The sequence below is a fragment of the Clavibacter michiganensis genome (assembly GCF_016907085.1).
GTDB classification, from domain to species: Bacteria; Actinomycetota; Actinomycetes; order Actinomycetales; family Microbacteriaceae; genus Clavibacter; species Clavibacter michiganensis_O.
In genome coordinates this window covers 1,930,846-1,945,887 of the sequence record NZ_JAFBBJ010000001.1, presented here as the reverse complement: position 1 = coordinate 1,945,887, position 15,042 = coordinate 1,930,846, and the positions used below count along the sequence as shown (strand labels likewise).

The 15,042-nt window shown below is 74.1% G+C and carries 17 protein-coding genes; 8 read left to right on the top strand and 9 right to left on the bottom strand.

Annotated features, from left to right (window positions below):
* Positions 1–47: 47 nt before the first annotated feature.
* The 5 genes from JOE38_RS08945 to JOE38_RS08925 form a co-directional block, all read right to left on the bottom strand.
* Entirely contained in the window at positions 48–1,556 is a 1,509-nt protein-coding gene (locus JOE38_RS08945; protein ID WP_204575831.1) for an SCO6880 family protein, read from the bottom strand.
* A 12-nt stretch (positions 1,557–1,568) separates the two neighbouring features.
* Positions 1,569–3,020 (bottom strand): type IV secretion system protein, encoded by a 1,452-nt coding sequence (locus JOE38_RS08940; RefSeq protein WP_239544791.1) that lies wholly within the window; start codon positions 3,018–3,020, stop codon positions 1,569–1,571.
* Between the two features lie 94 nt (positions 3,021–3,114).
* A complete protein-coding gene (locus tag JOE38_RS08935) occupies positions 3,115–3,870 on the bottom strand; it encodes a hypothetical protein (RefSeq protein WP_204575829.1) in 756 nt (251 codons plus the stop codon).
* Positions 3,871–3,921: 51 nt separating this feature from the next.
* Positions 3,922–4,245 carry a hypothetical protein gene (locus tag JOE38_RS08930; RefSeq protein ID WP_204575828.1) on the bottom strand — a complete coding sequence of 108 codons (324 nt, stop codon included), beginning with the start codon at positions 4,243–4,245 and terminating at the stop codon, positions 3,922–3,924.
* Positions 4,246–4,271: 26 nt separating this feature from the next.
* Complete coding sequence (locus JOE38_RS08925; RefSeq protein WP_204575826.1) at positions 4,272–4,883, bottom strand: DUF6668 family protein; 612 nt, start codon at positions 4,881–4,883, stop codon at positions 4,272–4,274.
* A 262-nt stretch (positions 4,884–5,145) separates the two neighbouring features.
* Here JOE38_RS08925 and JOE38_RS08920 point away from each other — a divergent pair, with 262 nt between their 5' ends.
* From JOE38_RS08920 to JOE38_RS08895, 6 genes are all read left to right on the top strand, one after another.
* The gene (locus JOE38_RS08920) at positions 5,146–6,492 is read left to right on the top strand and encodes a MinD/ParA family ATP-binding protein (protein WP_204575824.1); all 1,347 of its coding nucleotides are present in this window, start codon (positions 5,146–5,148) and stop codon (positions 6,490–6,492) included.
* Entirely contained in the window at positions 6,492–7,070 is a 579-nt protein-coding gene (locus JOE38_RS08915) for a hypothetical protein (RefSeq protein WP_204575822.1), read from the top strand. The genes JOE38_RS08920 and JOE38_RS08915 overlap by 1 nt, the downstream gene beginning before the upstream one ends.
* The gene (locus tag JOE38_RS08910) at positions 7,067–8,242 is read left to right on the top strand and encodes a M23 family metallopeptidase (RefSeq protein WP_204575820.1); all 1,176 of its coding nucleotides are present in this window, start codon (positions 7,067–7,069) and stop codon (positions 8,240–8,242) included. Before JOE38_RS08915 ends, JOE38_RS08910 begins: the two co-directional genes overlap by 4 nt.
* 101 nt (positions 8,243–8,343) lie before the next feature.
* Positions 8,344–8,787 (top strand): helix-turn-helix domain-containing protein, encoded by a 444-nt coding sequence (locus tag JOE38_RS08905; RefSeq protein WP_239544790.1) that lies wholly within the window; start codon positions 8,344–8,346, stop codon positions 8,785–8,787.
* Positions 8,788–8,935: 148 nt separating this feature from the next.
* Positions 8,936–9,394 (top strand): hypothetical protein, encoded by a 459-nt coding sequence (locus tag JOE38_RS08900; protein ID WP_204575816.1) that lies wholly within the window; start codon positions 8,936–8,938, stop codon positions 9,392–9,394.
* A 3-nt stretch (positions 9,395–9,397) separates the two neighbouring features.
* On the top strand, positions 9,398–10,420 hold the full coding sequence (locus JOE38_RS08895; protein ID WP_204575814.1) for a zeta toxin family protein: 1,023 nt from the start codon (positions 9,398–9,400) through the stop codon (positions 10,418–10,420).
* Here the strand turns inward: JOE38_RS08895 and JOE38_RS08890 are convergent.
* Positions 10,417–10,962, bottom strand: coding sequence for a DUF2087 domain-containing protein (locus JOE38_RS08890; protein ID WP_204575812.1), 546 nt, complete (start codon positions 10,960–10,962; stop codon positions 10,417–10,419). The genes JOE38_RS08895 and JOE38_RS08890 overlap by 4 nt on opposite strands.
* Before the next feature lie 57 nt (positions 10,963–11,019).
* On the opposite strand from JOE38_RS08890, the gene JOE38_RS08885 reads away from it, so the two are divergent.
* Positions 11,020–11,160 carry a hypothetical protein gene (locus JOE38_RS08885; RefSeq protein WP_204575810.1) on the top strand — a complete coding sequence of 47 codons (141 nt, stop codon included), beginning with the start codon at positions 11,020–11,022 and terminating at the stop codon, positions 11,158–11,160.
* A gap of 141 nt (positions 11,161–11,301) precedes the next feature.
* Positions 11,302–11,547 carry a hypothetical protein gene (locus JOE38_RS08880; protein ID WP_204575808.1) on the top strand — a complete coding sequence of 82 codons (246 nt, stop codon included), beginning with the start codon at positions 11,302–11,304 and terminating at the stop codon, positions 11,545–11,547.
* Positions 11,548–11,619: 72 nt separating this feature from the next.
* Here the strand turns inward: JOE38_RS08880 and JOE38_RS08875 are convergent, their stop codons facing one another.
* From JOE38_RS08875 to JOE38_RS08865, 3 genes are all read right to left on the bottom strand, one after another.
* Entirely contained in the window at positions 11,620–11,811 is a 192-nt protein-coding gene (locus tag JOE38_RS08875; protein WP_204575806.1) for a DUF2795 domain-containing protein, read from the bottom strand.
* Positions 11,812–11,900: 89 nt separating this feature from the next.
* Positions 11,901–13,448 carry a D-glycero-beta-D-manno-heptose 1-phosphate adenylyltransferase gene (rfaE2, locus tag JOE38_RS08870; protein WP_204575804.1) on the bottom strand — a complete coding sequence of 516 codons (1,548 nt, stop codon included), beginning with the start codon at positions 13,446–13,448 and terminating at the stop codon, positions 11,901–11,903.
* The gene (locus JOE38_RS08865) at positions 13,445–15,001 is read right to left on the bottom strand and encodes an aldehyde dehydrogenase family protein (protein ID WP_204575803.1); all 1,557 of its coding nucleotides are present in this window, start codon (positions 14,999–15,001) and stop codon (positions 13,445–13,447) included. Before JOE38_RS08865 ends, rfaE2 begins: the two co-directional genes overlap by 4 nt.
* Positions 15,002–15,042: the final 41 nt, after the last annotated feature.

Below are 15,042 nucleotides of genomic sequence, written 5' to 3'. Positions count from 1 at the left end.
GGCGACCGCCGACGCGGCCGGGCGGCACCGGGTGCGTCGGCGGCGGATCACAGCTGGTCCCGGATGTCGTGCGGGATGGCGAGGTGCCGCGGCAGCACCAGGCCGAGCGGGAGACCGGCCGCGAACGCGGAGTCCTGCGAGCCGTGCACCACGCGCAGCCGGATGCGGGCCTGCGCGGAGAGGCTGTCGACGGCGGCGCGCGCGTCCTCGATGGTGGCCGGATCCTGGACGGTGGCCGTCACGACCATCCCGAAGTTCACGAGGCCCGCGCCGCCCGACTCCTCGGACTCGTTCGCGAAGGCCGCGATGACGTCCTTGCGCGACCGGCCCGTCGGGTTCTTGGTGGACCCGACGAGGAACTCGGCGTCGCGCTTGTCGGCCTCGACGATGGCGGCGGCCCGGGCCGGGTCGATGGGCCGGTAGAGCATGGTCACGCGCTTGCGGGCGATGTGCCGGTGCGGCGCGAGCAGGCGCGACAGGATCGACTCGCCCACGTTCCCGCGCGGCGCCTGCGACATCATCCACGACACGGAGAGCGCCGAGTCGTGCCGGTAGGAGTCCCACGCGGCCTGGTGCGCGGTGGGCCCGACCTCCGGCCAGTACAGCTCGGTCGCCTGGCCGGCGGAGTTGGCCTGGTCGATGAGGATCGCGGCGGCCGGGTCGTAGGCGATGCGCACGACCTCGCACAGGTCCTGCGCCGTGAGCGGCCGGGCGGCTCCCGCTCCCGTGGAGGACAGGCCCGAGGTGAGGCCGGGCAGCCGGTAGGCGAGCTCGCGGCCGACCTCCTCGGGGCTGCGGCGGGCGGCGCCGGTGCGCGTGGCGCCCGCGAAGGTGATGGCCACGTACGCCTTGATGGTCGCGGCGCCCGCCGGGTAGGTGGCCACGATCTTCCGCAGCACGCTCTTCGAGAACTCGGACCCGCGGTCGTCGATGCGCCCGAGCACCTCCGAGGCCAGCCGCGTGCCGGTGTCCGGCGCGGTCTCGAGCGTGACGGACGCGGCCACGAGGCCGGGCTCGTCGGCGAGCGCCTCGAGCCAGGAGCCCCACTCGGCCACCCAGATGTCGACCTGCTCCTGGTCCACCAGCGCGGATCCGTCGGGCTCGGCCCCCAGCACGACCGTGAAGTCGTTGGTCGACGGCACCTCGATGAGCGCGAACGGCCGCCCGTAGGAGTCCTTCCACTCGGTGAGGCGGGATCCCGCGGCGAGACCCGGCAGCTGCGCCGTGCCCCACTCCGCGAAGCCCAGCGGCCCCGAGCGGTAGAGGTGCGCGCCGCGGTTGCGGGCGAACAGCCAGCCCGCGCGGTTCATGATCCGGATCATCCCCGACTCCCCGTGCTTGTCCTTGACCGCGACCGCCGCGAGCACGCCGGCGAACACCGCCGCCGTGATCACCCCGGCGACGAGTCCCTTGTTGGTGGCGACGATGATGACCATCACGGCCCCGGCGAACCCGAACATCGTCGGGAACATGCCGAGCCCGCCGACGCCGCGGGTGCGCGGCTTCCGCCAGTTGCCGTACGTGCGCGCGGTGGCGCGGCCCTCGATGGCGCTCATGGATCCGTGTCCCTACCTGGCCCCCGAGGGGCCCTCTCCCGCGGCGTCCTCGACGGCGCCCTTGGTGGCGTGCGCGGCCTTCTTGGCGCCCTCGGCGACCTTCGCCACGCCGAGCGCGGCGAGCCCGACGGGGCCGGCGACCGCTGCTCCCGCGGCGGCCGCTCCGCCGGCGGCACCGCCCGCTGCCGCGCCGCTCGCCCCGGCGCCGGCCTTGGCTCCGGCGGCCGCGCCCTTGGCGGCGGTGCCGCTGCGTGCGCCGGCGCTCGCGTTGGCTGCTCCGGAGGGACCGGAAGCGGATCCGCCGCCTCCGCCGCTCGACCTGCTCGCCATGGATCCGGCCTGCTTGATCGCCCCGGACGCGGCCTCGCCGGCCCCGCCCATCACGGCGCCCGCGACGGCTGCGCCCGACACCCCGCCCGCAGGCGCGACCATCGGCGCGATGAAGCGCATGAGCGCAGGAAGCGCGATGAGCGCGATGAGCATGAGCGCGACCCCGGTGAGCACGGCCCAGATTCCCTGCCCGTCCTTCGCGAACAGGTCGGTGCCGATGAGGCGGAACGCGGCGGCGTAGACGAGGGCGGCTGCCGGCTTGTAGAGGATGAACGCGGTCAGCCATCCGAGCGACTTGCGGAACCACTGGTTCCCCGTCGGCGTGTTCGTGAAGCTCGCGGTGAGCGGCAGGATCCCGGCGAGGAGGACCAGCATCGCCGACCGGACGATCATCATGGCGATCTGCACGTACGAGATGAGGATCGCGATGAGGGCGAGGATCAGGACCCCGATCGTCCCCAAGGGCGACTGCGCGGTGAGCTGCATCATGAGCGCGATGTTGCTGCCGAAGCAGTTGCCGCCGACGTCCGCCACATCGCACTTGGTCGCCGCGTTCAGCACGCCGACCGCGAAGGCGTCACCGAGCCGGACGGCCAGTTGGATCACCGTGAGCCCGATGGTGGAGACCATCACGAGGGTGACCAGGGACCTGAGCAGCTCGCGGACCGGCTCCGCCCGCTGTGTCCACACCAGCCGGATGCCCGCGAGGATCACCGACCCGACCGCCATCGCGAGGACGAGGAACCAGGTGGAGTTCTGCAGGAACCCCACGGCTGTGGTGGATCCGTCCGGAGCCGTCTTCGGAATGACCCAGGCGACCAGCGACGACGCGCTGGTGATGAGGAAGACGCCGCCGAGCACCAGCCCGAGCCGCCCGAGGGCGTCCATGCCCGTCTCCGAGGATCGGGCGCGCATGTAGAGGATCGCGAACCCGATGATCGAGAGGACTGCCACGACGAGCCCGATCCACGCGACGTACCCGAGCAGGGTGTCGAAGTCGCCGGTGACGGTCGAGTTCGGCTCGTAGCCGACGGTCGAGCCCTCGCCCTTCGTGAACTGCGGCCCCGGTATGTAAACCCACATGGTGCCGAGGGATGCGACGACCTTGCCGAAGGTCTCGAGCGCGGCGTCCATCAGCTGTTCGAGCGTGTTCTTCGCGCCTTGCTCGATGGCCGATGCGATCGCATCGGTCCCGCAGCCCACCAGATCGCCGAACCCGCAGGACATGTCAGGCCCCGGCCCACGGGATGTAGCCGCCCAAGCTCTGGATCTGCGAGGGGTCGAGCGGGAGCGTGCCGTCGTCGGCGAGCTCGATCTTCCAGTCGCCGTCCTCCCACCGCATGACGATCGGGAAGCTGACGAGGGCGCCGCCCTTGCTCGTGATCGCGGTGGCCACGTCGACGGTCGCCTCGGAGCCCGAATACGCCGAGATCTTGAAACCGGCGACCTGGAGACGTCCGTCCGAGGACGAGCTGGGGGAAGCGAGCGACTTGGCTGCTGCCGCTTTGCCAGGACCCTGGGCGGCAAGGTCGGCGATGCGCGTCCTCAGCCGTCCGTCGGTCGACTGCCCCATGTAGTTGACGACCGCGTACAGTGCGCCCTTTGCGGTGTGCGCGTAGCACGTGCGCAGCCCGCCCGAGTCGGTCCGGCCCGGGCCTGCTCCCTCGGGATCGTCGGGCACAGCGACCGTGCCGACGAGCTTCCAGGTCGTCGCGGGCGCGGTGTCCAGCGAGCTCGTCTCCTCGTATCCCGGGAGGCCGCAGACGGAGGCGGCGCCGTCCGGCAGCGCGGGTGTGCTCGGTGAGGCGGACGTCTCCGGCTCGGAGGCCGCCGCGTCGCTCGTCGGCGCAGCGGCCGGCGTCCCGCCGCCCGAGAACGCGCCCGTCGCCGCGGCGATGCCACCGGCCACGAGGACGAGGGCGAGGAAGGCCGCGATGGCGATCCAGAGCGGGCGCTTGTGGAAGGGCGTGGCGGGGGTGCTCATGGGGATCCTCTCGGGGGAGCGGGCGGTGCGGGCGGGGAGTCGGCGGTCGCGCTACGCGATCACGAAGCTCACGAGCGACGCGGCGCCGAGCCCGAGGAAGAGGCCGAAGCAGATCTTGATGAGGCGCTCCTGGATCTCGCCGCCCTCGTGCCGGTTGTTGCGGAAGAGCATCGCGCCGGTCGCGATGAGGGAGAGCACCGCGAGGGGGAGGAGCACCCACTTGGCGATGCCGATGATGCGGCCGAACTTCTCGGTCCAGTCGGCGGGCGCCTGGGCGTCGCCGTTGGGCACGTCGATGGCGACGGCGTCCATGGCGTGGTGGATGTGCGCGGACGCCTGGTGGACGGCGTCGAGCGCGAGGAGCGTGGGGGACATGAGGGCCTCTCGTGGAAGGGGGGGGACTAGCGGGGGGATGCGGTGAGCTGCAGGTCGGCGAGGAGCCGCTGGTGCTCGCGGCCCATGTCGGCGGGATCCGCGGGGCCGAGGCGCCACGCGTCGATCCACGGCATGGTCCACGCGCGCGGGTACCCGCCGGCGACGAGCTGCTCGAGCTGGCGGAGCTCCTTGGGGCGGCGGCCCGGGGCGTCCGCCACGAGCACGAGGCCGACGAGGTCGACGAGGCCCGCGACCTGCCCGGACGCCCACTCGCGGGCGACCCGCTGCGCCGCGAGGAGGCCGGAGTGGTCGGTGCGGGCGACGACGACCACGCGCGAAGCGGGGGATCCTGCGGCAGGAGTGGGCCAGGCGTGGCCGGCGGCGCGGGATCCGGGAGCGAGGCGCTCGAGCGTCGTCTCGCCCGCGCCGCCGTGGGCGCCCACCCACCAGAGACCGGCGGTCCCGTCCGCGCGCCGGACGGGCAGGCGGTCGGCTGCCGCGGGCGCGGCGACGGTGGCCGGCTGGGGCGCGCGGGGTCCGCGGAGGCGCTCGCGTCGGGTGAGGGGAGGGGCGTCGGACGCCGGGGTGTCGACGACGGCGGGCGCGCCGACCACCCACGGATTGCCGCTGTCGCTCATGCCCTGCCCATCCCACCCGAAGGGTCTCGTGCTCGCCTCACGCGTGATCCACCGGGCGGGGGATGGCAGGACGCTGCACGGTGATGCTGTCAAAGTGCTTGCACAGACGCAAGTGCTTGCCCCTGCTCGCATTTTCCATGAGACTGTCTCGCCGACGTCGATCCTGGCGGGCACCGCCGCTCGCGCGGGCCGGCTCTCCACACGGGACGCCGGCATCTCCCTCCGCACGACCCGCATGACGCCCCCTCACCGAGAGCCGCAGATGACCGACGCCCCGACCGTGCCCGCCTTCCCCCGCATCGACGCCACCATCACGCCCACCATCGGCGGCCGGGCCACCGGGATGCTCACCGTCAACGGCGTCGCGACGCCCTTCGCGGAGGCGGCGGAGGACGACATCCGCCGCGGCATCGTGATGAGCGTGCGCGCCATCGCCGAGCAGATGCAGCGGGCGGTGCGCCTCACGACGCGCGACCGCTTCGGATCCCAGGCGCTCGCCGTCGGGCCCGACGGCACGGTCGAGGCGCTCAGCGAGCTCGACCGCACGGACGCGATCGCGGAGCCCGCGGTCGTGCCGCCGACCGCGGCCGCGCCTGCGGCAGCCGCGACGTCCATCGCCCCCGCGCCGACCGTCCCCGCCGCGGTCGCGCCCGGCCCGGCCGCCGTCGCCGATCCGCCGCTCACCCGGCGCGCCGCCCGCCAGTCCTTCCTCACGCGCGAGGAGGTGGAGGAGCCGGCCACGCAGGGCGTGCGCGGCACCCTCACGCGGCTCGGGATCCGCATGTCGCCGTCCGAGGCCGAGCGCCTCGAGCGCGAGTGGACCCGCCTCGTCAGCCAGCACTGGCCCGGCCCCCGCACGGTCGCGGTCGTCAACGGCAAGGGCGGCGTGGGCAAGACCATGACCACCATCTGCCTGTCGTCCGTCTTCGCGCGGCACGGCGGAGCGGGGGTCCTCGCCTGGGACAACAACCAGACGCGCGGCACCCTCGGCTGGAGCACGGAGCAGGGGCCGCACGACGCGAGCATCCTCGACCTCCTGCCGCAGGTCGACCGGCTCCTCGGCACGGGCGCGCAGTCCGCCGACCTCGCGCACTTCGTGCACCACCAGACCCGCGACCGCTACGACGTGCTCCGCTCGAAGCCCGAGGTGCTCGCCACGCAGCAGCGGTTCGACGACACCACGGTCGACCTCATCCACGCGGTCGCCGCGAAGTTCTACCGGCTGGTGCTCATCGACTCGGGGAACGACGAGACCGACCCGATGTGGCTGCGCGCCATCGAGCGGGCCGACCAGATCGTGGTGCCGACCATCGGCGAGGCCAAGGCGGCGGAGTCGGCGGCGCTGCTGATCGAGGGGCTCGCCGAGCGCGGCGGCCACTTCGCGGATCTCGCGGAGCGCGCGGTCGTGGTGGTCAGCGCGCACAAGCACGACCTGGCCCCCGCCGAGCTCGCGAAGATCTCCGACGGCTTCGCGCCCCTCGCGCGCGACGTGGTGACGGTGCCGTACGACCCGGCGCTCGGCGCGGACGTCCTCAACTACGGCGCGCTCCGGGCGTCCACGCAGCGGGCCTGGCTCCGCGCGGGGGCGGCCGTGGCGCGGGGCCTCTGATGCGGGCGGGCGTCGCGCGGTCGTCCGTCGTCCGCGCGGCGGGCGCCGTCGCGCTCGCCGCCGCCCTCGCCCTCGGGGCCGCCGGATGCGCGAGCGTCACCCTGCACGACGACGGGAGCCCCGTGGATCCGGCCCCCTCGTCCGGCGCCGCCACGACGGACGGCACGACCGGCGGCGGCGCCGGGGACGCAGGTCCCTCCTCCCCGGGCGCGACGGACGACGGCGCCGCCGCGGAGCCCGAGCCCACGGCGGACGCGGCATCGCGGGCGTCGGCGCTCGCCGCGGCCGACCGGGTCATGCGCACCTACGCGCAGCCGGGCATCACGGAGGCCGAGTGGGAGCGGCAGATGACGCCGCTCCTGTCCCAGCGCGGCGCGGTGGCGTTCGTGCCCACGATCCCGTCGCGGCTCACGGCCCACGCGGTCACCGGCACCGGCACGGTGATGCCCGCGCCCACCGCCTACGCGCTCATCGTGCGCGTGCCAACGGACGACGGCGACTACGACGTCGCCCTCGTCCGCTCGTCGACCACGGCTCCGTGGCTGGCGGACGAGATCCAGGCCGTCCGCGACAAGTGAACGGCGCCGGGAAGGGGGTACTGATCCTCATCGGCACGCCCGCGGCGCTGATGGGGATGATCGTCTTCCTGGTGCTCTTCGGCTTCGGCGGCGACGACGCGTCGGCGTGCACGACGCAGGGCGCGGCGTCCTCGTCGACCGGGCCGCGCACGCCCGTCGACGGCTACTCGGGCGACCAGCTCGACAACGCCGCCGCGATCATGGACGCCGCCGCCGGGCTCGGCCTGTCCCGGCAGGCGCAGGTGCTCGGGGTCATGGCGGCGATGGGCGAGTCGTCGCTGCGCGCCATCGACTACGGCGACGACGCGGTGAATCCCGACGGATCCATCGCCGACTCGATCGGGCTCTTCCAGCAGCAGTCGTCCTGGGGCTCCGTGCAGGAGCGGATGGATCCGACCTCGAGCGCGAAGCTGTTCCTCGCCCGCCTGCAGACCGTGAAGGGGTGGGAGTCGCTCGAGCCGACGCTCGCGATCCACGAGGTGCAGATCAACAAGGACCCGTACCACTACCGCAAGTTCCAGCAGCCGGCCGAGGACGTGGTCGCGCAGCTGTCGGGCGCCGCGGCCGCAGCTCCGGCGGCGACCCCCGTCGCGTCCGGCACGCCGGATCCCTCGGCCACGCCCGCGCCCGCCGGCGGGTGCTCCGCCGGCGGCACCGTGCTCCCGCTGAAGGCGCCCTTCGACCAGACCTCCGGGTACGGACCGCGCGAGAGCCCGACCGCGGGCGCCTCCTCGTGGCACCCGGCGAACGACTACCAGACGCGCGAGACGGGGACGTCCTCCGGGCGGAGCGGCTACTCGTGCGGCTCGCCCGTGCTCGCCGCGCAGGCAGGCAGCGTGACGACCGCGGGCGGCTACACGGTGTCGATCCGGTCGGCGGCGGGCTACACGATCAGCTACCTGCACATGTACGAGCCGGACATGGAGGTCCACGTCGGCGACGCCGTGACGCCCGGCCAGGAGATCGGCAAGGTGGGGTCGAACGGCCCGTCCACCGGGTGCCACCTCGACATCCGCATCGACGTCGCGGGATCCACCGACCCGCACGTCAGCGGGCTGCCGCAGTCGCAGACGCAGGGGGCGCCGGTGAGCGGCTACGTGGATCCGGAGGCGTTCTTCGCCGCGTTCGGCGTGACGCTCTGCGGCGGGGAGTGCCGGCATGCGTCCGCGTGAGACCGGCGGGGTTGCGGTGCACGGGGGACCTCCGGCGATAATTGCTCAGGCGGGTAAATTCGAGCATCCCGCGCCCGATACGACCGGAGCAGCATCCGCCCATGGCAGACGACGACACCTGGGACGCGCTGCCGGCGACCCTGCGGTCGGCGGACCTGCAGCGGATCCTGCAGATCGGGCAGACGACCGTGAGCCTCTGGTTCGCGAAGGGCACCATCCCCGGCTACCGCATCTCGCACTCGTGGATCGCGTTCCGCTCCGAGGTGCGCGAGTGGCTGGAGTCGACGTCGACCGTGCCGGTGCCGCCGCACGAGCCGTACCCGCATCCGCTCGACGCCTACCCCGACCACCTCACGCACCGCGACCTCATGGAGCTGTTCCAGAAGAGCCGGCCGGCGATCCTCGGCTGGCTGCGCGACGGCGTGATCCCGGCCATGCGCCCGGGCGGCCGCTGGCTGATCGAGAAGGCGGCGGTCCGGCGGCTGCTCGACGAGACGAGCAACCAGCGGGCCGACTTCGTGCCGAAGGGCGCCCGCGCGAGCTGACGCGCGCGGTGCGACGGGGCGGCCGAGGGGTCGTCGCCTGCCCTAGCCTGGCTGCTTCCCGCATCCGGATCCGCTCGACGGCCGCTCGGCCGTGCCCGCGTCCCCGGCCCGACCACGCACCCGACCACCCGCACGAGGAGGCTGCCGCATGACCGCAAACGATGTCCCGGAGGAGGTGGCACCGGCGGCGTCGGCGCTGCTGCGTCTCCGTCTGGCCGAGCTGGACTACCTGCGGGAGGTGCGGCGCCTGCTGGACGCGGGGCGTCCCGAGGAGGAGCTGGCCCGGCAGCTGCGGGTGTTCCGCCCGGAGGATCTGGCCCGGCTCCGCGCGGCGCGCGAGGTGAGCCTGCCGCTGGAGGGGTTCTCCGGTGCGTTGCCGATGGAGATCTGCGAGCGGTACGCGGTGGGGATGATCGACCGCGACAGGCTGGTGGACGAGCTGGCGCGGTTCCCGTATGTGCCGCGAGCCCTGCCTGACGGATACGACGACCTGGTGGTGAATCCGCCGGGGACGTGGGCGGAGGTCTCGCGAGCTGCGGCGGCGGGCCTCATCGACGACGAGGTCTACCGGGACGCCTTCGAGCGTCACGACGGATCCAGCCGCTGACACGTGGGCACTGACGACGAGCTCCAACATCTTCGGACTCTCCGCAGCCTTTCCGAGGAGGGCGGCCCGCTGGCGTGGAACGCGCCGACAGCGACGACGAGCAATCCCGCCTGGTGGGATCAAGGGGGCGCCAAGCCCTCACGTGTGCGACTGCACGAACGCTTGTTCAGCGAAGCGTTCGACGCGGTGCCCGCGACGGGCGCTGGCCGACGAGCGATCCTCCTTGCAGGACCGCCGGGCGCGGGGAAGACCTCGGTTCGGCTGACCGCCCTCGGCGACCGCGGCAAGGAGTTCCTCGTCATCGACGCCGACGAGTTCAAGGGTCGGCTGCTGCATGAGGCGGTCGCGGATGGCAGCTACGACTCCTGGATCAAACCCACGGCAGTCCGGGAACGTGAGGCCTCGGGAGAGACGTTTCATCCCATGGAGCTCTCGTCCCTCGTGCATGCGGAATCTGCCGACTTAGCCGATGAGCTTCGAGTGCGGGCGATAGCAGAAGGACGTGATGTCGTCATCGACACGGTCTTGAGCTCGGACACGAAGGCGCGGCAGATCATGGGCGAGCTGGAGCGGGCCGGCTACGACGTCCAGGTGATGGACGTCGAGGTGCCGCGGGAGGTGTCGGAGGAGCGGATCCGGAAGCGGTGGCGCGAGGGCAACGAGCGGGCCGACAAGGGTGAGGGACTCGGGGGTCGGTGGGTGCCGAGCGAGTTCGGGTCCTGGGTCTACGGGGCTCCCGCCGGCGGTTCGCGGCCGGAGACGAACGCGCGGATGGTCGCTGAGGAGTCGCCGGCGGTGTCGCGGTACCGGGTGTATCGGAAGACGGCGGAGCAGGAGCGGGAGGATCCGCGTGCGCCGGCGGTCCTGGAGACGGACATGACGCGGGCGACGCGGGGCGGCCCGCTGGTGCCGACGCGGTCGGGGGAGAGGATCGTGCCGCAGGCGAGACCGCTGCCGGGGATCACACGAGCGGGACGGACCGCTCCAGGTCGGGCAGGACCGGCGCGCGTCGACCGCGGGCGCTAGGCCGGCTGGTCTGTCGTGCTGGCGGCGTCCGTGGGATCGGCGTCCGCCGCCCGCGCGTACTCGGATCCCGAGCGCGTCCGCAGCAGCAGCCCCGCGTCCACGAGGTGGCGGCGGAGCAGAGCGTGGTCGTCCGTGATGCGGAGGAGGCGCGCGGTGAGGGTCTTCTCGTCGAGGACCTCGTGCGCGTCCAGCGCCTCCGCGACCACGTGCCGCAGCAGGTCGTCGAGGTCGCCGGGTCCCGCGGGCCACTGGGTGATGCGGCCGTCGCGCAGGAAGCGCTCGACGCCCTGGGCGGGCGGCGTGGCGGGCTGCTGGGCGAGGATCGCGCGGAAGACGGCGTCGGGCGCGGACGCGGTGCCGTCGGCGTCCACCGCGATGAGGCCCGAGCCGACGAGGGAGGTGCGCGCCTTGGTCCGGCGGGCCGGCGAGAGGTGCGCGAGGGCGTCGTCGAGGTCGGATCCGAGCACGACGCGGGCGTACGCGGCCCGCAGCTCGGCGTCGGCGAGCACGCCGGCGAGTCGGCGCGGGTCGATGCGGTCCATGCCCCCATCCTGCCCGGCGCCTTCCGCCTCGCCGACCGGCGCCGGTACGGTCGGGAGATGACGGTCCTCCGCTTCCTCGGCCGCGTCCTCACGCGGATCCTCTACGTGCTCGGGAAGGTCCGTCTCGGCAGCAGCGGGCAGAACCCCGCCAACGGCGATCCGATGGGGTTCGAGAAGCCGCAGCAGTACCGGCCCTGATCCCGCGGCGGGCCGCGCCCCTCCTCCCGAGGTGCGCTGCCGTCGGACTCTGCACGGTCCCCGCCTCGGCGCGCGGCCCTGTCGGGGGTCGCCCCTAGCGTCGTGCAGGCGGGGGAGGTCTCCCCGCGGGGATGGGGATCCATGGCAGGCATCGACGCACGGCTCGAGGTGGTCGCGCTCAGCCCGACCGAGTGGCGGGTGTGCGACGCGCGCATCGCCGCGTCCGACGCCACCCGGATCATCGCGTACGCGCAACGGCGCGGCGGCCGGGTCGAGCTCATGCGGATGCGGCCGGTGCCGGGCCTGTGCGACTGGTTCGGCAGCCTCGACGACGCGCTCGCGGCCGTCGCCGCCGAGCTGCCACGGGAGCGCGTGCTCATCGCGTGAGCGCTTCGGGACGACGAACCGCCCGGCCCTCGCGAGGAGGACCGGGCGGTGCGGGTGATGCAGGGAGCCGGATCAGCTCGCGTCGGAGACCGCCGCGTTGATCGCGGTGGGGGCGTCGTACTCCGTGTCGGCGATGCCGCGGAGCGCGTCGAGGGTGTCGGAGTCGGCGCCGGACTCCTCCGCCTTCCTCACGATCGCGTCCTTGGATGCCGGGTAGTCGAGGCCGCTGAGGTGCTTCTGGAGCTCGATGGGGTTGATGGCCATGGGGTGTCCTCTCGTCGGGGTGCGGGCGGCGTCGCCCTCCCGTCGAGTCGACTCCCGCGGGCGAGCAGTGGGCAGGGGCGGGTCGGGATCTACGGGGAGCCGTCAGGATCCGCGGGCGCCGCGGGCTGCGCGGGCGCCGACGTCGCCGTCCCCGCCGGCCGCGTGAAGCCGGGGTCGGGGGCCGAGGCGCGGATCCGGTCCACCATCGAGCTCGTCGACTGCGAGGGCACGTACCCGAGGATCGACACCTCGCCGCCGTACGCGCGCACCACGTCGGTCTCGTCGAGCATCTCGGGCGTGTAGTCGCCGCCCTTCGCGTAGACGTCGGGCTGCACCGCCTCGAGCAGCGGGATGGGGGTGTCGGTGTCGAAGACGGTGATCACGTCGACGCACGAGAGCTCGGCGAGCACGCCCGCGCGGTCCTCGGCGGTGTTCACCGGCCGGTCGGATCCCTTGAGCCGCCGCACCGAGTCGTCGCTGTTGAGCGCCACCACGAGCACGTCGCCGAGCCGCTTGGCCTGGCGGAGGTAGGTGGTGTGGCCGCGGTGCAGCACGTCGAAGCAGCCGTTCGTGAAGACGATCCGACGGCCGGCGGCGCGCTCGCCCGTGACGAGGTCGACGAGCTCGGCCTGCGAGACGGTGCGCGAGCGGGTCTCGCCGAGGTGGTCGGCGAGGGTCGCGGCGGAGCACACGGACGTGCCGGGCAGGCGCACGACCACGTCGGCGGCGGCCTGCGCGAAGTCGGCGGCGACGGCGAGCGGGAGGCCCACGGCGCGCGCGAGCGTGAGGGCGGCGACGAAGGTGTCGCCCGCGCCGGACGCCTGCTTCTCGGGCACGGGATGCGCGCGCGTGCGGTACGGCTCGCCCGCGCCGAGCACCACGGTGCCGTCGCGGTCGAGCGTCACGACCGCGGTCGCGGACCCGGCGGCGGCCAGGATCCGGTCGGCGAGCGACGCGACCACGGCGGCCCGGTCCTCGTCGCGCGCGAACGGACGATCGACGAGGCGCCCGGCCTCGCCCGCGTTCGGCGTGATGAGGTCCGGCCGGAGCGGTGCCCAGATGGCGGGATCGTGCGCGTCCACGACCGTGAGGCCGGGGCGGCTCGCGCGCGCGGCCAGCGACTCGAGCACCACGCCGTGCAGCGTGCCGGTGCCGTAGTCGGAGACGATCTCGGCGTCCACGCCCGCGGTCGCCTCGAGCGCGGCGCGGGCGAGGGCGCGCGCGTCGTCGCGGTGCACGGATCCGCGGTGCACGTCGTCGACCCGGACGATCACCTGGTCGTCGCCCACGATGCGGGTCTTGGTGGTGGTGCGCAGGCGCGGCGAGTGCACCAGGCCGGAGACATCGACGCCGGCGGCCAGCAGCAGGTCGCGCACGCGGTCGCCCGCGGCGTCCTGGCCGACGAGGCCGACCATCCGCACGGTGCCGCCGAGGCTCGCCAGGTTCACGGCCGTGTTCGCGGCGCCGCCGAGCGACTGGATCCGCTCGGTCACGTCCACCACGGGCGCCGGCGCCTCGCGGGTCATCCGGTCGCTGTGGCCGCGCCACCACTCGTCGAGGATGACGTCGCCGATGACCGTGACCGTGGGCCGGCGCTCGGCGAGGAGGCCGATGATCCCGCGCAGCTCGCTGGTCATCGCGCGTCGCCGTCGGTGGACTCGGCCGCGGGCTGGACCGGGACGTCGACCAGCGGCGTGTCGCCCGCACCGGCCCGAGCGGCGCCCGAGGCGGCCTCCGTCGGGCTGGTCGCGTCGCCCGCGCCACCGGCATCGAGCACCGGCAGCCCGAGGTGCACGACCGTCGTGGTGCTCATCTCGTCGAGGAGCTCGGGGCCGTAGCCGAAGCCGGATCCGCTGCGGCCGCGGGGCTGCGCGGCGCCGCCGGGTGCGCCGCCGAAGACGCCGTTGACCTTGATGGTGCCGACGGGCAGCTCGGCGGCCGCCCGCTGCGCGTGCTCCATCGACGCCGTCAGAACGCTCGCGGCGAGCCCGTACCGGTCGTCGGACGCGCGGGCGAGCGCCTCGTCGAAGTCCGCGACGACCTGCACGGCCGCGACGGGGCCGAAGGTCTCGGCCGTCATCACGGTCATGTCGGCGGTGCAGTCGACGAGCACGGTGGCGGGGTAGCGGGATCCGGGGCCGTCGGGCACGTGCCCGCCGACGAGCGCGCGGGCGCCCTCGGTGAGCGCCTCCGCGACCTGCTCGTGCACGGCGTCGCGCATGCGCTCGTCGACCAGCGGGCCGAGGTCGCCGGAGGAGTTCCAGCGCTCGGCCTCCGCGACCAGCGCGGCGGTGAAGCGGTCGGCGATGTCGCGGTGGACGTAGATCCGCTCGACCGAGGTGCAGATCTGGCCGGCGTTGGCGAAGGATCCGAGGGCGGCCTGCGCGGCGGCCCACGCGGGGTCCACGCCGGCGTCGACGAGGAGCGGGTCGTTGCCGCCGTTCTCGCGGATCACGTGGGTGGGCGTTCCGGCGGCGCGGCGCGCGATGGCCTCGCCCGCGGCGGTGGATCCGACGTGCGCGACCACGCGCGTGTCCTCGTGCGCGACCAGCTGGTCGCCGACGTCGCCGCCGCCGACCACGGAGACGAGCACGCCGTCGGGCAGCGCCTCGGCGAGGATCCGGCCGAGCAGCTCGCCCGTGTGCGGGCAGCGCTCGCTCGGCTTGTGGATCACGGTGTTGCCCATCACGAGCGCCGCGCCGATGATCCCCGCGGCGACCGCCACCGGGTCGTTCCACGGGGTGAGCGCGACCGTCACGCCGCGCGGCCGCGGCACCGAGAAGTCGACGGCGGGGAGCGTGCCGAGCAGCGACTTCCCGCGGTGGACCGGCCCGAGCTCGGAGTACTGCAGCAGCGTGTCGACGCCCGCGCCGACGCCGCCGAGCGCGTCGCCGCGGGGCTTGCCGGTCTCGCGCTCGTTCAGCTCGGCGAGCTCCTCCGCGCGCTCGGCGAGCGCGTGGGCGGCGCGGCGCACGGCCTGGCCGCGCTGGGCGGGCGGCATCGCGGCCCACGCAGCGGAGGCGTCCACGGACCGACGCACCGCGGCGTCGACCTCGTCGGGCGTCGACGCGTCGATGCCGCCCACGAGCGAGCCGTCGCGCGGATCCATGATCCGCAGCGTCCCGGGTCCGGCCTCGGTGCCATCGGGGTCGATCAGGCCATCGATGTCGAGTGCGGTGTCGGTGGTCACGGGTCTCCTCGCGGGGTCGGCGGCCCACGGGGATGCGCGGG